The organism is Neoaquamicrobium sediminum, assembly GCF_040970315.1.
Classification (GTDB): domain Bacteria; phylum Pseudomonadota; class Alphaproteobacteria; order Rhizobiales; family Rhizobiaceae; genus Aerobium; species Aerobium sediminum.
Map to the genome: position 1 here is coordinate 103,444 of NZ_JAZHFV010000003.1, position 21,581 is coordinate 125,024.

Below are 21,581 nucleotides of genomic sequence, written 5' to 3' on the forward strand. Positions count from 1 at the left end.
GATATGGCTAGACTGAAGGTAGACGGCAAAGAGATCGAGGTTCCCGATCACTACACGCTGTTGCAGGCAGCGGAAGAGGCGGGCGCGGAAGTGCCGCGCTTCTGCTTCCACGAACGGCTGTCGATCGCCGGCAACTGCCGCATGTGCCTCGTCGAGGTGAAGGGCGGGCCGCCGAAGCCGGCAGCCTCCTGCGCCATGGGCGTGCGCGACCTGCGCCCCGGCCCGAACGGCGAGCCGCCGGAAGTCTTCACCAACACGCCGATGGTCAAGAAGGCCCGCGAAGGCGTGATGGAGTTCCTGCTCATCAACCATCCGCTCGACTGCCCGATCTGCGACCAGGGCGGGGAATGCGACCTGCAAGACCAGGCGATGGCGTTCGGCGTCGATGCCTCGCGCTATCACGAGAACAAGCGCGCGGTCGAAGACAAGTACATCGGCCCGCTGGTCAAGACGATCATGACGCGCTGCATCCACTGCACGCGTTGCGTGAGGTTCACGACCGAAGTGGCCGGAATCTCGGAGCTGGGGCTGATCGGCCGTGGCGAGGATGCCGAGATCACGACCTATCTCGAGGAGGCCATGACCTCCGAGCTGCAGGGCAACGTGATCGACCTGTGCCCGGTCGGCGCGCTGACCTCCAAGCCCTATGCCTTCCAGGCGCGGCCGTGGGAGCTGACCAAGACCGAATCCATCGACGTGATGGACGCCGTCGGCTCGGCGATCCGGGTCGATACGCGCGGTCGCGAGGTGATGCGCATCATGCCGCGCGTCAACGAGCAGGTGAACGAGGAGTGGATCTCCGACAAGACCCGCTTCATCTGGGACGGCCTGCGTTCGCAGCGCCTGGACCGGCCTTACATCCGCAGGGATGGCCGCCTGCAGCCGGCAAGCTGGCCGGAAGCCTTCGTGGCGATCAGGGACGCGGTGTCGAAGACCTCCGGCGACAGGATCGGCGCGATCGCCGGCGATCTGGCGACCGTCGAGGAAATGTACGCGCTGAAGCTGCTGATGGGCTCGCTCGGCTCGGCGAATATCGACTGCCGCCAGGACGGTGCCGCGCTTGACCCGGCAGCCGGCCGCTCGAGCTACATCTTCAACCCGACGATCGACGGCATCGAGGCCGCAGACGCCGTGCTCATCATCGGCGCCAATCCTCGCTTCGAGGCCTCGGTGCTCAACACGCGCATCCGCAAGCGCTGGCGCGCTGGCGATCTGCCGGTTGGCGTGATCGGCGATGTCGGCGACCTGCGCTACGACTACGAGATGCTGGGCGCAGGTTCCGAAACGCTGGCCCAGCTTGCCGATGGCTCGATCAAGTTCCTCTCGGTGCTGAAGAAGGCGAAGCGCCCGCTCATCATCGTCGGCCAGGGTGCGTTGGCGCGTTCCGACGGCGCATCGGTGCTGTCGCTGGCAGCGAAGATCGCAACCGATGTTCAGGCAGTGTCCGATGATTGGAACGGCTTCGCTGTGCTCCACACGGCCGCCGCGCGCGTCGGCGGGCTAGACCTCGGCTTCGTGCCGGGTGAGGGCGGCAAGGATGCCTCCGCAATGATGGGCGCGCTCGACGTGCTGTTCCTGCTGGGCGCCGACGAGTTCGACATGAACGCGATTGGCAATGCCTTCACCGTCTATGTGGGCAGCCACGGCGATGCCGGCGCACACCGCGCCGACGTGATCCTGCCGGGCGCGACTTATACCGAGAAGTCGGGCACCTATGTGAACGTCGAAGGCCGCGTGCAGATGACGAACCGCGCCGGCTTCGCGCCCGGCGACGCCAAGGAAGACTGGGCGATCCTGCGCGCGCTTTCCGACGTACTGGGCCACAAGCTGCCCTTCGATTCGCTGCCGCAGCTTCGCGCGAAGCTCTACGAGGACTTCCCGCATTTCGCGGGCATCGACGAGATCGCGGCCGGCGCGCCGGGCGAGATCGCGGCACTCGTGAAGAAGCCCGGAAGGCTTTCCAAGACGCCGTTTGCGTCGCCGGTGAAAGACTTCTATCTGACGAACCCGATCGCCCGGGCCTCCGCCGTCATGGCCGAATGCTCGGCTTTGGCGAAGGGCGGCTTCAAGCAGGCGGCCGAGTAGGGGCGGGACTGATGGAATCCTTTTTCGCATATTACGTGCTGCCGGCACTCATCATCCTGGGCAAGTCGGTCCTGCTGATCGTCGTCCTGCTGATCCTTGTCGCCTATCTGCTTTACGCCGACCGCAAGATCTGGGCGGCGGTGCAGCTTCGCCGCGGCCCCAACGTGGTCGGTCCGTGGGGCCTGCTGCAGGCCTTCGCCGACCTGTTGAAGTTCGTCTTCAAGGAGCCGGTGATCCCGTCGGGCGCCAACAAGGGCGTGTTCCTGCTCGCGCCGCTGGTCTCCGCAGTGCTGGCGATCTCGGCCTGGGCGGTTATCCCCGTCTCCGAGGGCTGGGCGATCGCGACGGTCAATATAGGCATCCTCTACGTCTTCGCCATCTCGTCACTCGAGGTCTATGGCGTGATCATGGGCGGCTGGGCGTCGAACTCGAAATATCCGTTCCTCGGCGCGCTTCGCTCGGCCGCGCAGATGGTGTCCTATGAAGTCTCGATCGGCTTCGTCATCGTCACCGTTCTTTTGTGCGTGGGTTCGCTGAACCTGACCGACATCGTGCTTGCGCAGCGCGATGGCCTCGGCACCACCATCGGGCTGCCCAACTCGTTCCTCGACTGGCACTGGCTGGCGCTGTTCCCGATGTTCGTCATCTTCTTCATTTCGGCGCTGGCCGAGACGAACCGCCCGCCCTTCGACCTTGTGGAGGCCGAGTCGGAACTCGTCGCCGGCCACATGATCGAATATTCGTCGACGCCGTTCCTGCTGTTCTTCCTCGGCGAATACGTCGCCATCGTGCTGATGTGCGCGCTGGCCACGATCCTGTTCCTGGGAGGCTGGCTGCCGCCGTTCGATTTCGCGCCGTTCACCTGGGTTCCGGGCGTCATCTGGTTCGTGCTGAAGGTCTGCATGATGTTCTTCATGTTCGCGATGGTGAAGGCATTCGTGCCACGCTACCGCTACGACCAGCTCATGCGCCTTGGCTGGAAGGTATTCCTGCCTATCTCCCTGTTCATGGTCGTCGCGACCGCCACCTTCCTCAAGGTCTGGGAGCTGATGGTCGCATGAGCGCGAGCCTGACAGGCGCCTTCATCGGACTGCTGCTTGGCGTGGCGAGCATGATCTTCATGCGCGTGCTCGCCGGCAGGGTCGAGCTTCCAGAGACGAAGCGCGCGCTCACCGTTTCCGGCATCGTCCAGATCGTGCTGCTGCCGATCGTGGGCTGGTTCGCCGGCTCTCTTTTTGCTGGAGAATAGGAAATGTCCGCTCTCGCACAAGCCGCCAAATCGCTGCTCCTGGCCGAGTTCGTCGGGGCCTTCTTCCTCTCGATGCGGCAGTTCTTCGCGCCCAAGGCGACGCTGAACTATCCCAACGAGAAGGGGCCGGTCTCGGCGCGTTTCCGTGGCGAGCACGCGCTGCGCCGCTATCCCAACGGGGAAGAACGCTGCATCGCCTGCAAGCTCTGCGAGGCGATCTGCCCGGCGCAGGCCATCACCATCGAGGCCGGGCCGCGCCGCAACGACGGCACGCGCCGCACGGTGCGCTACGACATCGACATGGTGAAATGCATCTATTGCGGCTTCTGCCAGGAAGCCTGCCCGGTCGACGCCATCGTCGAGGGGCCGAACTTCGAGTTCGCGACGGAGACGCGCGAGGAACTTTACTACGACAAGGACAAGCTGCTCGCCAATGGCGACCGGTGGGAGCGCGAGATCGCGCGCAATCTGGAAGTGGATGCGCCCTATCGGTAGGGCGTCACGAGTGGACGCGCCGGGGCGGCTCGTCTAAGAGACACGCGGATTCGCGGCCCGGAGGCGGGCGCGGCCGGAGAGGGGCAGGGCGCTACGCCCGCTCTTGAAAGGAACCGGGGGAACCCATGCTGACAGGACTCGAGGCGATATTCTTTTATCTGTTCGCCTTCATCGCGGTCGCGGCGGCCTTCATGGTCATCTCGGCCCGCAACCCCGTGCACTCCGTGCTCTACCTGATCCTGACGTTCTTCAACGCGGCAGCGCTCTTCCTGCTGACGGGCGCGGAGTTCCTCGCCGTCATCCTGCTGGTTGTCTATGTCGGCGCGGTGGCCGTGCTGTTCCTGTTCGTGGTCATGATGCTGGACGTCGATTTCGTCGAACTGAAGCAGGGCGCCCTGCAATATGCGCCGGTGGGCGCCATGGTGGGCCTCATCCTCGCGGCTGAGCTGATCATCGTGCTGGGCGGCTACACCTTTACGCCGGAACTGGCGAGCGAGATCGCGCGGTCGATACCGGCGCTTGCCGAGCGGCACAACACCGCCGCGCTCGGCGACATTCTCTACACGGATTACATCTACTTCTTCCAGATCGCGGGTCTCGTGCTGCTGGTCGCCATGATCGGCGCCATCGTGCTGACCCTGCGCCACAAGCCGGGCGTCAAGCGCCAGGACATCGGCGCGCAGGTGCGGCGCACGCCGCAGACCTCGATCGAGGTCAAGAAGGTCGAGACGGGCAAGGGACTCTGAGTGTCATGGAAGTCGGCATCGCACACTTTCTCACCGTATCGGCAATCCTGTTCACGCTCGGCGTGTTCGGCATCTTCCTGAACAGGAAGAACGTCATCGTCATCCTGATGTCGATCGAGCTTATCCTGCTCGCGGTGAACATCAACTTCGTCGCCTTTTCGGCAGCGCTCGGCGACCTCGTCGGACAGGTGTTCGCGCTGTTCGTGCTGACGGTGGCCGCGGCCGAGGCCGCGATCGGACTTGCAATTCTCGTCGTCTTCTTCCGCAACCGCGGTTCGATCGCCGTCGAAGACGTCAACATGATGAAGGGCTGAGCGGATCATGTATCACGCGATCGTCTTCCTTCCGCTTCTCGGCTTCCTGATCGCCGGCCTGTTCGGCCGGTCGATCGGCGCGAAGGCGTCGGAATATATCACCTCAGGCTTCCTCATCATTGCCGCCGCGCTGTCGTGGCTGGCTTTCTTCACGGTCGGCTTCGGCGACGGCGAGGCGTTCACCGTGCCGGTATTGCGCTTCATCCAGTCGGGCGGGCTCGACGTTGCCTGGGCGCTGCGAATCGACACGCTGACGGTCGTCATGCTGGTCGTGGTCAACACGGTCTCGGCGCTCGTGCACGTCTATTCGATCGGCTACATGCATCACGACCCGCACCGGCCGCGCTTCTTCGCCTATCTGTCGCTGTTCACCTTCGCCATGCTGATGCTGGTGACGGCCGACAACCTGGTGCAGATGTTCTTCGGCTGGGAGGGCGTAGGTCTCGCCTCCTACCTGTTGATCGGTTTCTGGTTCAAGAAGCCGTCGGCCAACGCCGCGGCCATCAAGGCCTTCGTGGTCAACCGCGTCGGCGACTTCGGTTTCCTGCTCGGCCTGTTCGGCGTGTTCGTGCTGTTCGGTTCGGTCAATTTCGACACGATCTTCGCCAGCGCGGCCTCGGTCGCCGAGAATCCGGACGCTTCGGGTGAGGCGATCTTTACGTTCCTCGGCTGGTCGCTGACGCAGGGCGGCGCGCTGACGGCGATCTGTCTGCTGCTGTTCATGGGCGCCATGGGCAAGTCGGCGCAGGTGCCGCTGCACACCTGGCTGCCGGACGCGATGGAAGGTCCGACCCCGGTCTCCGCGCTCATCCATGCCGCCACCATGGTGACGGCCGGCGTGTTCATGCTGGCGCGGCTGTCGCCGATCTTCGAACTGTCGCACGCGGCCCTGCTGTTCGTGACGTTCATCGGCGCCTTCACCGCCTTCTTTGCGGCGACGGTTGGCCTCGTCCAGAACGACATCAAGCGCGTCATCGCCTATTCGACCTGCTCGCAGCTCGGCTACATGTTCGTTGCGCTCGGCATGGGCTTCTACTCGGCGGCGATCTTCCACCTGTTCACGCATGCCTTCTTCAAGGCGCTGCTGTTCCTGGGCTCGGGTTCCGTCATCCACGCCGTCTCCGACGAGCAGGACATGCGCAAGATGGGCGGGCTGCGCAAGCTGATCCCGACCACCTACTGGATGATGGTCATCGGCACGCTGGCGCTCACCGGCGTCGGCATCCCGCTGACGGTGATCGGCACCGCAGGCTTCTTCTCCAAGGACGCTATCATTGAGGGCGCGTTCGCCGGACACAACGGGCTGGCGGGCTTCGCCTTCACGCTGCTGGTGGTGGCGGCCGTCTTCACCAGCTTCTATTCCTGGCGGCTGATCTTCATGACGTTCCACGGCAAGCCGCGGGCGTCGTCGGAGGTGATGCACCACGTGCATGAATCGCCGCCGGTCATGCTGGTGCCGCTCTTCATCCTGGCTGTCGGGGCGCTGTTCGCCGGTATCGTGTTCCATGACTGGTTCATCGGCTATCACCACGATGCCTTCTGGAAGGGCGCGCTGTTCATCCTGCCGGAAAACCACATCCTGCACGAGTTCCACGACGTGCCGCTGTGGGTGAAGCTCGCGCCGCTGGTCGCGATGATCCTCGGCTTCGTGACCGCCTACCGGTTCTACATCCAGTCGCCGGACGCGCCGCGCCAGCTCGCCGAGCGCCATCAGGGGCTGTACCAGTTCCTGCTCAACAAGTGGTATTTCGACGAGCTCTACGACTTCCTGTTCGTCAGGCCGGCGAAGCGCCTCGGCCGCTTCCTCTGGAAAAAGGGCGACGGGACGGTCATCGACGGCATGGGGCCTGACGGCATCGCAGCCCGCGTCGTCGACATCACCGACCGCGTCGTCAAGTTGCAGACCGGCTATCTCTATCACTACGCATTCGCAATGCTCATCGGCGTCGCTGCCCTCGTGACGTGGATGATGCTCGGGGGTTCCTACTGATGACCGACTGGCCGATTCTCTCCACGGTCACCTTCCTGCCGCTCGTCGGCGTGTTCCTGATCCTGTTGATCAGGGACGAGGGCGCCGCCGCACGCCGCAACATCCGCAACGTTGCGCTGCTGACGACCGTGTTCACCTTCGTGCTGTCGCTGTTCATCTGGGCCGGCTTCGATAGCGGCTATGCCGGGTTCCAGATGGTGGAGAAGGTGGAGTGGCTGGGCTCCGGCATCTCCTACCACATGGGCGTCGACGGCATTTCCATGCTGTTCGTCATCCTGATCACGTTCATCATGCCGCTGTGCATTCTGGCCTCGTGGGAGTCCGTCGAAAGCCGCGTCAAGGAATACATGATCGCTTTCCTGATCCTGGAAACGATCATGATCGGCGTGTTCTGCGCGCTCGACATCGTGCTTTTCTACGTATTCTTCGAAGCCAGCCTCGTGCCGATGTTCATCATCATCGGCGTGTGGGGCGGCAAGCGTCGCGTCTACGCCTCGTTCAAGTTCTTCCTGTACACGCTGCTCGGCTCGGTGCTGATGCTGCTGGCCATCATGGCGATGTTCTGGCAGTCCGGAACGACCGATATTCCCACGCTGCTGACGCATGATTTCCCGGCCAGCATGCAGACATGGCTGTGGCTTGCCTTCTTCGCATCGTTTGCCGTGAAGATGCCGATGTGGCCGGTGCACACCTGGTTGCCGGACGCACACGTGGAGGCACCGACGGCCGGCTCGGTCATCCTGGCGGCGATCCTGTTGAAGATGGGCGGCTACGGCTTCCTGCGCTTCTCGCTGCCGATGTTCCCGGATGCTTCGCTCTATTTCCAGCCGTTCGTGTTCACGCTCTCGATCGTCGCCATCATCTACACCTCGCTGGTGGCGCTGATGCAGGAAGACATCAAGAAGCTGATCGCCTACTCGTCGGTCGCCCACATGGGCTATGTGACCATGGGCATCTTCGCGATGAACGTCGAAGGCATCCAGGGCGGCATCTTCCAGATGCTGTCGCACGGGCTGGTTTCCGGCGCGCTGTTCCTGTGCGTGGGCGTCGTCTATGACCGTATGCATACCCGCGAGATCGACGCTTATGGCGGCCTCGTAAACAACATGCCGAAATACGCGGTCGTGTTCCTGATCTTCACCATGGCCAATGTCGGCCTGCCGGGCACCTCCGGCTTCGTCGGCGAGTTCCTGACACTGCTTGGCGTGTTCCGCGTGAACACCTGGGTCGCGCTGTTCGCCGCGACCGGCGTGATCCTGTCTGCCGCCTACGCGCTGTGGCTCTACCGCAGGGTGGTGTTCGGCGCGCTGACGAAGGAAAGCCTGAAGGGCCTGCTCGACCTCTCGACGCGCGAGAAGGTGATCATCTATCCGCTGGTGTTCTTCGTCATCCTCTTCGGTGTCTACCCAGCACCCGTCCTCGACGTGACGGCCGCTTCGGTCGACGCGCTTGTCAACAATGTAACGCTGTCGATCGAGGCCACCCAGGCCGCGACGCTGCGCTAGGAAGCCGGAACGGACATCATGACGGCAGAACTCTCCACAAGCCTCACTCTCGCGACGCCGGAACTCATCCTGGCCGTGGGTGCGATGGTGCTGCTGATGATCGGCGTCTTCTCCGGCGAACGCGCCAATACGACCGTGACCGGCCTCGCTATCGCACTGCTGATCGGTGCGGGAGGCTGGATGCTGGTGTTCACCGGCGACGGAGAAGCCTTTGGCGGCGCCTTTGTCAGCGACCCGTTCGCACGCTTCATGAAGGTGCTGACGCTGATCGGCTCCGTGGTAACGCTGATCATGTCGGTCGGCTTCGCCCGCGAGGAGAAGTTCGACAAGTTCGAGTATCCGGTGCTGATCGTGCTGGCCACCCTCGGCATGCTGCTGATGGTGTCGGCCAACGACATGATCGCGCTCTATCTCGGCCTCGAACTGCAGTCGCTTGCGCTCTACGTGATCGCCGCCATCAACCGCGACAATCTCCGCTCCACCGAGGCGGGCCTGAAATATTTCGTCCTCGGCGCGTTGTCGTCGGGCATGCTGCTCTACGGCATTAGCCTCGTGTACGGCTACACCGGCAACACCGGTTTCGAAGCGATCGCGTCTGCGCTGAGCGGCGGCGAGCGCCAGCTCGGCCTGGTGTTCGGTCTTGTCTTCGTGCTTGCCGGCCTTGCCTTCAAGATCTCGGCGGTGCCGTTCCACATGTGGACTCCGGACGTCTATGAAGGCGCGCCGACGCCCGTGACGGCGTTCTTCGCCGCCGCGCCCAAGATGGCGGCAATGGCGCTGCTGGTGCGCGTGACCGTCGGCGCGTTCGAGCCGGTCGCGGCCGACTGGCAGCAGATCGTCGTCTTCGTCGCTATCGCATCGATGGTTCTCGGCGCATTCGCGGCGATCGGCCAGACGAATATCAAGCGCCTGATGGCCTATTCGTCGATCGCGCATATGGGCTTCGCGCTGGTGGGCCTTGCGGCCAACACCCAGGCTGGCGTGCGCGGCGTCGCGCTCTACATGCTGATCTATCTGATCATGACGCTCGGCACGTTTGCCTTCATCCTCGCCATGCGGCGCGAAGAGGGCAATGTCGAGCGCATCGACGACCTGTCCGGCCTCGCATCGACCAACACGCTTATGGCGGTCATCCTGACCATCCTGATGTTCTCGCTGGCAGGCATTCCGCCGCTCGCCGGTTTCTGGGGCAAGTGGTACGTGTTCCTGGCGGCCATGGATGCCGAACTCTATCCGCTGGCAATCATCGGCGTTCTCGCGTCGGTCGTGGGCGCCTACTACTACCTGCGCATCATCAAGATCATGTGGTTCGACCAGCCTGCCGGCGGCTTCCTGCCGATGGCGGGTGAGCTGCGGCTCGTGCTGGGCCTCTCCGGTCTGCTCGTGCTGTTCTACGCCGTCGTCGGCGGTCCGTTCGAACGCATGGCCGAGGCTGCAGCGGCAACCTTCTTCTGAGCGGCATGGGATTTTCGCTCGCGCCGACCGCGGCAACGCTGGGGTACCGCCTCGAAGCCTTCGACACCGTAAGCTCGACCAACGCCGTGGCGATCGAACGCGCGCGCGGCGGGGACGATGGCAAGCTCTGGCTGGTCTCGAAGCGGCAGGAAGCGGGCAGGGGCCGGCGCGGCCGCGCCTGGGAGACGCCGGAAGGCAACCTCGCGGCAACGCTTCTTCTGGTGCCGGGTTTCGACATCAAGGCGGCCGCAACGCTAGGGTTTGTGGCCGGGCTCGCGTTGGCGGATGCGCTGGCGGCGGTGATTCCGGGGCGCGGGGTGAGCGTCGGCGTCGATGGCGGCACACCCATCGGCGGCGGGCGCTTCGAGCTCAAATGGCCCAACGACCTGCTGGCGGATGGCGCAAAGCTCTCCGGCATCCTGCTCGAATCGGCCATGCTGGACGAATCCCGCTTCGCTCTTGCCATCGGCATCGGCGTGAATGTCGTCGCGCACCCGCAGGATGTTCCCTATCCCGCGACGTCTCTTGCCGCGCTCGGTGCAACCTGTGACGCGGAAACGCTGTTCATTGCGTTGTCCGATGCGTGGGTCGACAATGCGCGAATCTGGGACGAGGGCAGGGGGCTCGCCGCGATCCGCGAGCGATGGCTGAAACGCGCCGCCGGGCTTGGTTCGCCCGTGGCGGTGAGAATGGAAGGGCGCGTGGTGCGCGGCATCTTCGAAACGATCGACGAGCAGTGTCGCTTCGTCATTCGGGACGAGGAGGGCAACGTCACCACCATCGCCGCCGGCGACGTGCATTTCGGCGCGGTCGCCTCGGCCTGAAACGGAAAGGAAGCGGCGATGGCAAGGAACAACGAACCCGAACTGGTGTTCTGCCCGCTGGGCGGCGTCGGCGAGATCGGCATGAACTTCGCGCTCTACGGGCTGGGGCCAGCGGGCGCGCGCGAGTGGATCGTGGTCGATGTGGGGGTGACATTTCCGGACGCGACGCTGCCGGGTGTGGACCTCGTCCTGCCCGACACGCGCTTCATCGAGAGCGAGGTCGCCAATCTGCGCGGCATCGTGATTACACACGCGCATGAGGACCACTACGGCGCGCTGCTGGACATCTGGCCGCGTCTGAAGAAGCCTGTATGGATGACGCCGTTCAGCGCCGGGCTTCTGGGCGCCAAGCGGCGCATGGATGGCGGCCCGGAAATCCCCGTGCAGATATTCAACGCCGGCGACCGCTTTCAGGTCGGCCCCTTCGACATCGAGGCGGTGGGCGTTACGCACTCCATCCCCGAGCCGGTATCGCTGGCGATCCGCACGCCACTGGGCATGGTGGTTCACACTGGCGACTGGAAGATCGATCCGGCGCCGACGATCGGCCGCAAGACCGACGAGCAGCGGTTCCGCGCGCTCGGCGACGAAGGTGTCAGGGCCCTGATCTGCGATTCCACCAACGCAATGCGAGAGGGGGAATCGCCGTCGGAAGAGGCCGTCGGCGAAGGGCTGAAGGGGGTCATCGAGGCCGCTGCTGGCCGTGTCGCCGTGACCACCTTCTCATCCAATGTCGGCCGCATCCGCTCGATCGCTGAAGCCGCGCGCGATGCAGGGCGGCAGGTGCTGGTCCTGGGCTCGTCGCTCAAGCGCGTCATCAACGTGGCGACCGAACTCGGCTATCTCGACGGCCTGCCGGAATTCGTCGAGGAGGACGATTACGGCTATATCCCGCGCGAAAACCTCGTCATCCTGTGCACCGGCAGCCAGGGCGAGCCGCGCGCGGCACTCGCCAAGTTGGCGCGCGACGAGATGCGCAATGTCGCGCTCTCGCCTGGCGACACGGTGGTCTATTCCTCGCGCGTGATTCCCGGCAACGAGAAGGCGATCCTGGAGACCAAGAACCTGCTGATCGAGCAGGGCATCAAGATTATCGAGGACAGCGATGCTCTGGTGCACGTGTCCGGCCACCCAAGGCGTAACGAACTCAAGCGGATGTACGAATGGACGCGCCCGCAGGTGCTGGTGCCCGTTCACGGAGAGGCGGCGCATCTGGTCGCACATGGGGCGCTCGGTGCGTCTGCGGGCATTCGCGAGGTAGCCCAGGTGCGCAACGGCGACATGATCCGCCTTGCGCCCGGGCCGGCCGAGATCATCGACCAGGTGCCGTCGGGCCGCATGTTCAAGGACGGCAAGCTGATCGGCTCAGACGAAACGATGGGCATTCGCGACCGCCGCAAGCTTTCCTATGTCGGCCATGTCGCGGTGAATGTGGTGCTGGACGATCGTTACGAGATCGCCGGCGATCCGGATCTGGTTGCAGTCGGGGTAGCGAAGGCTGATGCCGCTGGCGAAGAGCTCGAGGAGCTGATGCTGGATGCGGCGATCGGCGCAATTGAAAGCATCCCGCGCGTCCGGCGAAAAGACCTCGACCTCGTGGCCGAAGCAGTCCGGCGCGCCGTGCGCTCCGCCGCCAACGATGCCTGGGGTAAGAAGCCGATCGTCACGGTGTTCGTGACGCGGTAGAAGAACAGGTGCGTCCTTCGAGGCTCGTTCCGCTCGCACCTCAGGATGAGGGAAGTGGTTTGATCGAACTCAGCCACCGTAGGCTCGATGCACTACCTTCCTCATCCTGAGGTGCGAGCGGAACGAGCCTCGAAAGACGCACTCATGAACTGGAGCCAGACAAACGAATGCTCGGACGTTTGAACCATGTCGCGCTCGCGGTGCCGGACATTGCAACCGCCAGCGCGCATTATCGCGATACGCTGGGGGCCAGTGTTTCCGAGCCGCAGCCATTGCCCGAGCATGGCGTGACGGTCGTCTTCATCGATGTCGGGAACACCAAGATCGAGCTGCTGGAGCCACTGGGCGAGAACTCCACGATCCGGCCGTTCCTGGAAAAGAACCCTTCGGGCGGTATGCACCATGTGTGCTACGAGGTGGATGACATCATCGCCGCGCGGGACCGATTGACCGCATCCGGAGCCCGCGTGCTGGGCGACGGAAACCCGAAGATCGGTGCGCATGGCAAGCCGGTGCTGTTCCTGCACCCCAAGGACTTCTTTGGCACGCTGGTCGAACTGGAACAGGTATAGCGCATCGCGCCGAACCATGAGCGCCGGGCAGGCTTTGCCGGCCGCGCGCTGAAAAGGACAAGATCATGAGCTGGATTTCGATCTTCGCGATCTACTTCATCCTTTGGTGGGTGGTTCTTTTCGCCATGCTGCCATTCGGGCTGAAAACGCAGGACGAGGACGGCGAGGTCACACTGGGCACCGTCTCAAGCGCGCCGCACGGCAGACACATGCTGGGCGCGGTGATCCGCACGACGATCGTAGCCGGCGTAATCTTCGGCGCCTTCTACATAGCGGTCGTTTATTTCGGATTTTCGTTCAACGACATCCCCCACATCGGGCCGTCGATCGGATAGTAACCGCCGCAGCCAGCGTCGGGTATTCTTGCTCGAGCCGTTGTATCAGTCTCTTTTGCTGCGAGTGGAACGCTTGAACCTGGCTGAAAAAGCGGTTCAAGCCAGTGCCGGTCGAAGGCCGGTGATTTATTTCGTTGCACAAAAAAAATGCAAGGCCGAAGCCTTGCAATTTGAACGCGTCCGATCTGTTTCCGTATTAAGGCGGCTGCGGAAAATCGCGCCTAGATCGCATCCTCCCAAGACTTTGACCGCGTAGGAGAGCGGATTATTGTCCCGCCCTCTCGGTTATGCGGGGCACATTAGACCAACAGGTCGCGCGATGTCACGAGAAATATTGCATTTACATGACCCTTGATGTGCTGCACTGCACAAATTCGCGTCACTTACTGCACAGCAAAAGCACAGGCCGGCAGCGGACAATGGGACGCGCTGGCGTCGGGTTTCCATCCTGCCATGAAATCGCTATGAAGCCGAAGCAAATGGACCCTGGCGCGGATGATTCCGCAGCCATCTCTCACGGAATTTCCCATGCGTCTGTCGCGTTACTTTCTGCCCATCCTCAAGGAGAATCCGCGCGAGGCCGAGATCGTCTCGCACCGGCTGATGCTGCGCTCCGGCATGATCCGCCAGCAGGGGCAGGGCTCGTTCTCCTGGCTGCCGATGGGTAAGCGCGTGCTGGACAAGGTGTGCAAGATCATCCGTGAGGAGCAGGATCGCGCCGGTGCGCAGGAAATCCTCATGCCGACGATCCAGTCCGCCGATCTGTGGATCGAAAGCGGGCGCTATAACGACTATGGCAAGGAGATGCTGCGCATCCGCGACCGGCAGGACCGCGCAATGCTCTACGGGCCGACCAACGAGGAGATGGTGACCGACATCTTCCGGTCCTATGTGAAGTCGTACAAGGATCTTCCGCTCAACCTCTATCACATCCAGTGGAAGTATCGCGACGAGGTGCGGCCACGCTTCGGCGTCATGCGCTCGCGCGAGTTCCTGATGAAGGACGCCTATTCGTTCGACATCGACTATGAGGGCGCGCGCGCAGCCTACAACCGCATGTTCGTCTCCTATCTGCGCACCTTCGCGCGGGTTGGCATGCAGGCGATTCCCATGCGGGCCGATACCGGTCCGATCGGTGGCGACCTGAGCCACGAATTCATCATCCTGGCCGATACGGGTGAGAGCGCGGTCTTCTGCCATCGCGATTTTCTCGACCTGCCGGTTCCAGGCGCGGACACCGATTTTGCCGACGATGCGGGTATCGACGGCATCGTCAAAGCGTGGACGACGCCCTATGCGGCAACCGACGAGATGCATGACGAGAACGCCTGGGAGGAAGTGCCGGAAGGCGACCGGATGGCGGCGCGCGGCATCGAGGTCGGCCATATCTTCCATTTCGGCGAAAAATACTCGAAGCCGATGAATGCCAAGGTGACCGGACCCGACGGCAAGGAACACTTCGTCTCCATGGGCTCCTACGGCATAGGCCCTTCGCGCCTCGTGGCGGCGATCATCGAGGCCAGCCACGACGAGAACGGCATCATCTGGCCGGAATCGGTCGCGCCCTTCGACGTCGCGCTGATCAACATGAAGGCCGGCGATGCGGACTGCGACCGCGCGTGTGACGAACTTTATGACGCATTGGGCGCTGCGGGGGTCGACGTGCTCTATGACGATACGGATCAGCGTCCGGGCGGCAAGTTCGCCACCGCCGATCTGATCGGCCTGCCCTGGCAGGTGATCGTGGGGCCACGCGGGGTGGCCGCGGGCGAAGCCGAGGTGAAGAACCGTAAGACGGGCGAACGCGAAACCATGCCGCTGTCCGCTGTGGCGGCGCGCTTCGGAAAAACCGCATGAGCGAAACAGCCGGCAGGAAACTCGCGGGCGCCGGGCCGTTCTCCGTCTTCGAGCGGATGGTCGCCTGGCGCTATCTGCGCTCGCGCCGCAAGGATACGGTGATCTCGGTGATCTCGCTGATCTCCTTCGTCGGGATCATGTTGGGCGTCGCGACGCTCATCATCGTCATGGCCGTCATGAACGGCTTCCGCGCCGAGCTGCTCAACCGCATCCTCGGGGTCAATGGCCACCTGATCGTCGAGCCCATCGACCGTGTCTTCGATGACTATGCCGGCGTTGCTGGACGGATCGAGGGCGTGGAAGGCGTGCGTTATGCGATCCCGCTGGTTCAGGGGCAGGTTCTGGCCACCGGCCGGGTTGGAGCGGGAACCGGCGCGTTGGTGCGCGGCGTGCGCGAGCAGGACATCGAGAAGATGACGCTCGTCGCCGAGAACATCAGGCAAGGTACGCTCGAAGGTTTCGACCAGTCGGAAGGTGTGGCGATCGGCAAGCGCATGGCCGACAGCCTCGGCCTTGCCGTGGGCGACGGCATCCAGCTTGTAGCACCCGAAGGCGATGTGACGCCGTTCGGCGTCACGCCGCGACAGAAGATCTATCCGGTGGTGGCGATCTTCGAGGTCGGCATGTCCGAATATGACGGCTCGATCATCTATATGCCGCTCAGCGAGGCGCAGCTCTATTTCAATTCGGAAGGGGTGGTGCAGTCGATCGAGGTGTTCGTCGACGACCCCGATGCGGTGGACGCTTTGCGCGGGCCCGTCGAGGTCGCTTCGCAACGCCAGATATTCGTCACCGACTGGCGGCAGCGCAACCAGACCTTCTTTTCCGCGCTTCAGGTCGAGCGCAACGTGATGTTCATGATCCTGACGCTGATCGTGCTGGTGGCGGCGCTGAACATCATTTCCGGCCTCATCATGCTTGTGAAGGACAAGGGCCGCGACATCGCGATCCTGCGCACAATGGGCGCGACCAGCGGATCGGTGATGCGCATATTCATGATGACCGGGGCGGCTATCGGCGTCACCGGCACCATCGCGGGCGTGCTGCTCGGCGTGGTCGTCTGCCTCAACGTCGAATCGATCCGGCAGTTCTTCTCGTGGCTGTCGGGTACGACGCTGTTCAATCCGGAGCTCTATTTCCTCAGCCAGTTGCCGGCGAAGATGGATGCGAGCGAAACGATCTCGGTCGTGCTGATGGCCATGGTGTTGTCGTTCCTGGCAACGCTGTTTCCGGCCTGGCGCGCAGCCCGGCTCGATCCCGTCGAAGCGCTGCGGTACGAATGATGGCATCCGACCTTCTGCTCGAACTCAAGGCCATCGACCGCCGCTACGATGAAGGGATGCGCAAGCTGACCATCCTCGACGGGGCGGATTTCACGCTGCGGCGTGGCGAGACGGTTGCGCTGGTGGCGCCTTCTGGTGCCGGCAAGTCGACCCTGCTGCATACGGCGGGGCTTCTCGAATGGCCGGACGGCGGCGATGTGATCCTCGACGGGCGCGCCTGCGGCCGCCTCTCGGACGACGAGCGTACCGCGATCCGCCGCAACGACATCGGTTTCGTCTACCAGTTCCACCACTTGCTGCCGGAGTTCTCGGCGCTGGAAAACATCATGATGCCGCAGCTCGTCTGCGGGCTGCCGCAGACGCAGGCGCGCGAACGCGCGCTGCAGCTTCTGGATTACATGAAGATCGGCGAGCGCGCGGAACATCGTCCGGCGGAACTATCGGGCGGCGAGCAGCAGCGTGTTGCGATCGCGCGCGCCGTGGCCAATGCACCACTGCTGCTGTTGGCGGACGAACCGACCGGCAATCTCGATCCCGATACCGCATCTTATGTGTTCGAGGCGCTGGAGGCACTGGTGCGCCAGTCAGGCCTCTCGGCGCTGATCGCCACCCACAACCACGACCTGGCCGCGCGCATGGACCGCCGCGTGACGCTGGACCACGGCAAGATCGTGGAATTCTAGCAGCCTGCTTAGGGTACCCCACAAAAAGCGGAGCCGACCCTTTGGGGAAGGGCCGGCTCCTGAACCCGGTCGTTGGGGACGGGGAGGGTGGGGACTCGACCGGGTTGTCCCTGATTTCCCGTTTCTCTAAGGCGCGTCGCGTTCGATCAGGCTCAGGCGACGCGCCTTAAGTGTTGTTTTCCGCATGCCGTTGTCCCCAAACCGATTGCCGCTTTTGGGCGACATGCTCTGGCTACCTGTTGGAGCTGACGCTGCCGACCAGCACGTTGCGGCCGTCGTCGATCGAGACCCACATGCCGGAATGCTTCGCGGACTGTCGCTTGAGGTAGCTGTATTCCGTCTCGTTCCAGGCGAGGACCCGCGGCTCGAGATTGTCGAGCACGAAGTCGCCCATATTGGTGTGAACCGTCAGCACCGCATGGCCGTCGCCATTGGGCTGGCGCACCACGGTGATGAGAAGGTTGGAGGCCGGCACCCCTGCCTTGATGAGGCGGCGGCGCTTTTCGAGCACGTAGTCCTCGCAGTCTCCATAGCCGTTGACCGGATAGGTCCACCGCTCCTCGACGCCCCAGAGCTCCATGTCGGTGCGCGGCGTAACCGTCGTGTTGACGATGTTGTTGACCTCAACGATCTTCGCCCAGAGCGGCCGTGTCAGATCGACCGGACCGGCATGTGCCGTACTGGTGCACTCGCGCGGCTCGCGCTGGCAGAATTCGTAATGGCCGACCGGCTGCGTCGAGAGCCCGCCCGTTGGCATGAAAGATTGCGCCGATGCGGCCTGCGCACCGCTCGTCAGCATGGCGGCGGCTATCGCCGCATGCAGCATCCCTGTCCTGGTCCCCATAGTGTCGTCTCCCCTTTGACGAGATCACTATGGCAGACGGGAATTTATTCCGCGCAAAAGAGCGAAGTATAACTTGCCTCAAAACAAGAGAGTTATTTGTGTAACTGTGAATAGAATAAGAATAAAAATAGAATAGATTTTGATTAAAATTGTAGGTAATTCGGGGTTGCAGTCCCGATGCCGCAAATGCAAAAGGCCGGCGCAATGGCCGGCCTGGAAAGCATGGATTGTGAGGTAGGGCTAGTGGCCGCTGAAGTGCGCGGCGAGCGTTTCTTCCCGCTGCACCATCGCGAACTCGATGGCGATGCCGTCGTCGAAGTGTCGGACGACGCGGCCGCGCATGTTGCCGAGCGTCACCTCGACGCCCAGTGCCGGCTTGACGTCGAGCTCGATCGCGGCGCCCGAAAGCGAAAGATCGATGATGCGGCACTTGTATTGACGGCCGTCGCCCATGTGGAGCACGGTCATCGGATTGCGCGGCGATACGCGTTCGTGACGGCGATCTTCCGGCAGGTCGAGTTCGTGCCTGTTGGCAAGCCACGTAAGCTGCGCGGCAAGCTTGTCGCGCTTGCGCTCAGAAGCCAGGATCGTCATCGCAAAGCCGGTTTCGAGACGACGCGTCACCACGCCCTCTACGCGACCGATATGGTCGAGGTAGGCGATGACCTTCTCGCCGAGCTGCCCGGGATGGTTTGACAGAAACGAGACGTCGCCCGGCGACATGTCGATCACCTGACATGGGTGTTCGGACCGGTCTTCAAGCATATAGCGGCCGTACACTTTCACCGGCACGCGCTGAAAGTTGCGTCTTTCCGTTCGTGACGGCGCTGTGTGGCTCGCCGCTAAAATCATTCTCGAATCCGCCTCGCTCATTTCCATGCTTCGCGCATGGCGAAGACGTTGGCGAAACGTTATTCTCGGATCGGTTAATATCCGGTAAGCCGAACGTGTCGGCGATGTGACAAGTTAACCGTCTTTGCCGCCGTCGAATACGACGAGATGGCGGATGCGACGGCCGTGTTCCGGACCTTGCGGCTCGCTGCCGATAATCTGCGCCGCGCCGGGCGCGATGGGGGGCACGGACATCGTCGGGCGGGCGGTTGAAAACACCGATTCGTGGTCTGGATCGACGACACGCAGCGTATCGACCCTGCCTTCGACGATCGGGTCGGCGCCGAGCCAGTAGGGCTTGGCGAGGGGCGTGATCGCACCCAGCGAGCGCGGGCTGCCCAGGCCACCCTCGAGCGGTAGCAACACCAGCTCGAAAAGATTGACCTTTCCGCCCTGGCTGAGACCTTCATAGGTGACCGTGACCACGGATTTCTCGTGGAAGGCGCTGTGTGCCACGCGTGCGATCATGCGCTGGTCGCGACGCGCCCAGATGGACGGAAAGGAGTAGCCCTTGAGTTCGCGCCCGTAGGTGGCGCACAGGCGGGTTCCTGCGAGCCGGAAGACCGGTTCGCCGCGCGTGTCCTTCTCCAGGATGAATGTATCGGCCAGCAGGGTCTTGATGTCCGCCGGTTCGATCTCGGTGCGCCGCGGTGCAGGCCGCCCCTTGCGCAACCTGTCCCAGTATTGGAACAACGCGATCGATCCTTCCTGTCTCATGCTTCCTGCCGCCCCTTGTCCCTTTGCGGTTGTGTCATCGGTGAACAGAAACGAATCCCTCCGATGTGCTACATGGACGGACAGGCAGAACCCGTGCCAGTCCCGTTAACCGTTGTTCACGGCGTTCGGGTTCGTTAAGGTTAACAAAGGGTTTACGTTGCCGGCCGGCAAGTGGTGTGACACCTTCCAGTCACTCCAAGGGGACGACGCTTCGGCGGGAACTCCAGTCAGAAGAAATCTTGGGGGTGAGCAGGGGGCTCGACCAAAGCCGTTCGGGGAAACCCGGACGGCTTTTCATTTGCGCGACAGGGTGCTAGCGCAAAAGGACCCGTTGCAGATTGTCAGCCATGTCTTCCGATTCCGATCCGCAAAGCCGTTCCGTCGAGGATGAGATCGCCGAAAACGGCGAATCGGCACCGCAGCGCGAACCGGTGTTCAACCTGCCGAAGGTCGTCATCGCGCTGCTTGCCATCTGTGTCGGCATTCACCTGGTGCGCGCCTATCTCCTGACCGACCGGCAGGATTTCGAAGTGATACTGCGCTTCGCATTCATCCCGATTCGCTACACCGGCGGTTATGCCCTCGACCTTTTCGCGTTCGCGGGGCCATGGACCTACGCCTTCCTCCATGGCGGCTTCGCGCATCTGATCGTGAACATGGTCTGGCTGGCTGCCTTCGGCTCACCGCTGGCCAACCGCATCGGCGCGGCGCGGTTCCTTGCGTTCTGGCTGGTTACCTCGCTTGCGGCGGTGGGACTGCATTTCGTGCTGCACCCGTTCGATCCCGCGCCGCTGGTCGGCGCATCAGGCGCTATCTCAGGCATGATGGGCGCTGCCGCGCGCTTCGGCTTCCAGATCGACCGCCGCCAGGGGCGGGGTGCATTCGCGGGACCGGTGCTCTCGATCCCTGCCGTCTTCCGCTCGCGCACCGTCGTCGCGTTCCTGGCGGTGTGGATGGTGGTCAATCTCGTGATGGGCCTGGGCGTTGGCGCACCGGGGTCCGAAAACCCGATCGCATGGGAGGCCCATATCGGTGGCTTCCTGGCCGGTTTCTTTCTCGTCAGGCTGTTTGTCCGCCGCGCCCGGCCCGACTGACACGTTGCAGTACTCTTGAAAACGGTTCGAGCCGAGCGCACCATGTGCCATCGCGGACCAACAAGCCGAGAGGAGCGTGCGATGACGGTCAGGTTGATACTGGAGGAAAAAGGTCGCGACGTTGTTACACTGGAGCCCGGCGCGACGCTGGCGCAGGCCGCCCAGCTTCTGGGCGCACGGCGCATTGGCGCGGTGGTGGTAACGGCGGGCGACCGCAAGATCCGCGGTATCCTCTCGGAGCGCGACATCGTGAGGGCCGTGGGCGAACTTGGCACGGAGGCGCTGTCGTTGACCGTCGACAAGGCCATGACGGCAAAGGTCAGCACCTGCCGGGAAGCCAATACCGTCAACGAAGTGATGGAAATCATGACGCGCGGACGTTTCCGCCACCTGCCTGTCGAAAAGGACGGGCAACTGGACGGCATCATCTCCATCGGTGACGTGGTGAAGTTGCGCATCGAGGAAGTCGAGCGCGAGGCCGAGCAGATCAGGGAATATATTGCGACCGCATAGGGTTGACGCCCGTCGGAGCCGGTTGGCCCCGACGGGTTTGCGGAAGGATCAGCGGTTGTCTTGCCTGGCGCGCACCAGTTCGAGGCCGCGCCGCGTGATGCGGTAGGGCCCGCCGCCTTTCGAGGCCACGGCGTTGCGCCGCTTCAGCCTGCGGAAAAGGTCGACATCGAAACCGGCAAAACGCCAGTTGTCGCGCGTGTGGCAATGAGCTGCCGCGATACGGCCCTGCTCGTCTTTCTCGAGTTCGATCCATCCGCCCTGCGCCAACAGGTGGAGGATGCGCTGTTCAGCGCGTGTGATGTTCATTGGAAAAAGTCCCGAAAACCCGGCCAAAGGCCGAACGCCAATCACGCCGCCGCGTGAGCGGGGCGTCGTTACTCGGTTTTCATGCCCTGACGATCGTGGACGTCAGGGCTTCAGCGGGACTCAAAGCTGGTGGACAT

At 63.2% G+C, this 21,581-nt stretch carries 22 protein-coding genes; 18 read left to right on the forward strand and 4 right to left on the reverse strand.

What is annotated here, in order from left to right:
• The first annotated feature begins 3 nt into the window (after positions 1-3).
• From nuoG to V1479_RS11105, 16 genes are all read left to right on the forward strand, one after another.
• Positions 4-2,085 (forward strand): NADH-quinone oxidoreductase subunit NuoG, encoded by a 2,082-nt coding sequence (nuoG, locus tag V1479_RS11030; protein ID WP_368802936.1) that lies wholly within the window; start codon positions 4-6, stop codon positions 2,083-2,085.
• Between the two features lie 11 nt (positions 2,086-2,096).
• Entirely contained in the window at positions 2,097-3,146 is a 1,050-nt protein-coding gene (gene nuoH / locus V1479_RS11035; RefSeq protein ID WP_173191167.1) for an NADH-quinone oxidoreductase subunit NuoH, read from the forward strand.
• Entirely contained in the window at positions 3,143-3,334 is a 192-nt protein-coding gene (locus V1479_RS11040; protein WP_368802937.1) for a hypothetical protein, read from the forward strand. The genes nuoH and V1479_RS11040 overlap by 4 nt, the downstream gene beginning before the upstream one ends.
• A 3-nt stretch (positions 3,335-3,337) precedes the next feature.
• Positions 3,338-3,829 (forward strand): NADH-quinone oxidoreductase subunit NuoI, encoded by a 492-nt coding sequence (gene nuoI, locus V1479_RS11045; protein ID WP_173191169.1) that lies wholly within the window; start codon positions 3,338-3,340, stop codon positions 3,827-3,829.
• Between the two features lie 125 nt (positions 3,830-3,954).
• Positions 3,955-4,575 (forward strand): NADH-quinone oxidoreductase subunit J, encoded by a 621-nt coding sequence (locus V1479_RS11050; RefSeq protein ID WP_368802938.1) that lies wholly within the window; start codon positions 3,955-3,957, stop codon positions 4,573-4,575.
• A 5-nt stretch (positions 4,576-4,580) separates the two neighbouring features.
• Complete coding sequence (gene nuoK / locus V1479_RS11055) at positions 4,581-4,889, forward strand: NADH-quinone oxidoreductase subunit NuoK (protein ID WP_173191172.1); 309 nt, start codon at positions 4,581-4,583, stop codon at positions 4,887-4,889.
• A 7-nt stretch (positions 4,890-4,896) separates the two neighbouring features.
• Complete coding sequence (nuoL, locus tag V1479_RS11060; protein ID WP_368802939.1) at positions 4,897-6,879, forward strand: NADH-quinone oxidoreductase subunit L; 1,983 nt, start codon at positions 4,897-4,899, stop codon at positions 6,877-6,879.
• Positions 6,879-8,384, forward strand: a complete 1,506-nt coding sequence (locus V1479_RS11065) for an NADH-quinone oxidoreductase subunit M (RefSeq protein ID WP_173191176.1) — start codon at positions 6,879-6,881, stop codon at positions 8,382-8,384. Before nuoL ends, V1479_RS11065 begins: the two co-directional genes overlap by 1 nt.
• An 18-nt stretch (positions 8,385-8,402) precedes the next feature.
• Positions 8,403-9,839 carry an NADH-quinone oxidoreductase subunit NuoN gene (gene nuoN / locus V1479_RS11070; protein ID WP_173191178.1) on the forward strand — a complete coding sequence of 479 codons (1,437 nt, stop codon included), beginning with the start codon at positions 8,403-8,405 and terminating at the stop codon, positions 9,837-9,839.
• Positions 9,840-9,844: 5 nt separating this feature from the next.
• Positions 9,845-10,663 (forward strand): biotin--[acetyl-CoA-carboxylase] ligase, encoded by an 819-nt coding sequence (locus V1479_RS11075; protein WP_368802940.1) that lies wholly within the window; start codon positions 9,845-9,847, stop codon positions 10,661-10,663.
• Positions 10,664-10,681: 18 nt separating this feature from the next.
• On the forward strand, positions 10,682-12,349 hold the full coding sequence (locus V1479_RS11080; RefSeq protein WP_368802941.1) for a ribonuclease J: 1,668 nt from the start codon (positions 10,682-10,684) through the stop codon (positions 12,347-12,349).
• 167 nt (positions 12,350-12,516) lie between these two features.
• Positions 12,517-12,921 (forward strand): methylmalonyl-CoA epimerase, encoded by a 405-nt coding sequence (gene mce / locus V1479_RS11085; RefSeq protein WP_368802942.1) that lies wholly within the window; start codon positions 12,517-12,519, stop codon positions 12,919-12,921.
• 65 nt (positions 12,922-12,986) lie between these two features.
• Positions 12,987-13,256: a DUF1467 family protein gene (locus V1479_RS11090; RefSeq protein ID WP_173191186.1), complete on the forward strand. Its 270-nt coding sequence runs from the start codon at positions 12,987-12,989 to the stop codon at positions 13,254-13,256.
• A gap of 528 nt (positions 13,257-13,784) precedes the next feature.
• The gene (proS, locus tag V1479_RS11095) at positions 13,785-15,113 is read left to right on the forward strand and encodes a proline--tRNA ligase (RefSeq protein ID WP_368802943.1); all 1,329 of its coding nucleotides are present in this window, start codon (positions 13,785-13,787) and stop codon (positions 15,111-15,113) included.
• Complete coding sequence (locus tag V1479_RS11100; RefSeq protein WP_173191190.1) at positions 15,110-16,396, forward strand: lipoprotein-releasing ABC transporter permease subunit; 1,287 nt, start codon at positions 15,110-15,112, stop codon at positions 16,394-16,396. The genes proS and V1479_RS11100 overlap by 4 nt, the downstream gene beginning before the upstream one ends.
• Positions 16,396-17,079: an ABC transporter ATP-binding protein gene (locus V1479_RS11105; RefSeq protein ID WP_173193515.1), complete on the forward strand. Its 684-nt coding sequence runs from the start codon at positions 16,396-16,398 to the stop codon at positions 17,077-17,079. Before V1479_RS11100 ends, V1479_RS11105 begins: the two co-directional genes overlap by 1 nt.
• Before the next feature lie 232 nt (positions 17,080-17,311).
• Here V1479_RS11105 and V1479_RS11110 read toward each other — a convergent pair whose 3' ends face one another.
• The 3 genes from V1479_RS11110 to V1479_RS11120 form a co-directional block, all read right to left on the reverse strand.
• On the reverse strand, positions 17,312-17,923 hold the full coding sequence (locus tag V1479_RS11110) for a transglutaminase-like cysteine peptidase (RefSeq protein ID WP_173191192.1): 612 nt from the start codon (positions 17,921-17,923) through the stop codon (positions 17,312-17,314).
• Between the two features lie 240 nt (positions 17,924-18,163).
• A complete protein-coding gene (locus V1479_RS11115) occupies positions 18,164-18,775 on the reverse strand; it encodes a PilZ domain-containing protein (RefSeq protein WP_173191194.1) in 612 nt (203 codons plus the stop codon).
• A gap of 114 nt (positions 18,776-18,889) precedes the next feature.
• Entirely contained in the window at positions 18,890-19,531 is a 642-nt protein-coding gene (locus V1479_RS11120; RefSeq protein WP_368802944.1) for a PAS domain-containing protein, read from the reverse strand.
• A 347-nt stretch (positions 19,532-19,878) separates the two neighbouring features.
• Here V1479_RS11120 and V1479_RS11125 point away from each other — a divergent pair, with 347 nt between their 5' ends.
• Entirely contained in the window at positions 19,879-20,625 is a 747-nt protein-coding gene (locus V1479_RS11125; RefSeq protein ID WP_368802945.1) for a rhomboid family intramembrane serine protease, read from the forward strand.
• Positions 20,626-20,706: 81 nt separating this feature from the next.
• Positions 20,707-21,138: a CBS domain-containing protein gene (locus V1479_RS11130; RefSeq protein WP_173191200.1), complete on the forward strand. Its 432-nt coding sequence runs from the start codon at positions 20,707-20,709 to the stop codon at positions 21,136-21,138.
• Positions 21,139-21,186: 48 nt separating this feature from the next.
• Here V1479_RS11130 and V1479_RS11135 read toward each other — a convergent pair whose 3' ends face one another.
• Complete coding sequence (locus tag V1479_RS11135) at positions 21,187-21,444, reverse strand: YjhX family toxin (protein ID WP_173191202.1); 258 nt, start codon at positions 21,442-21,444, stop codon at positions 21,187-21,189.
• Between the last annotated feature and the right edge of the window lie 137 nt (positions 21,445-21,581).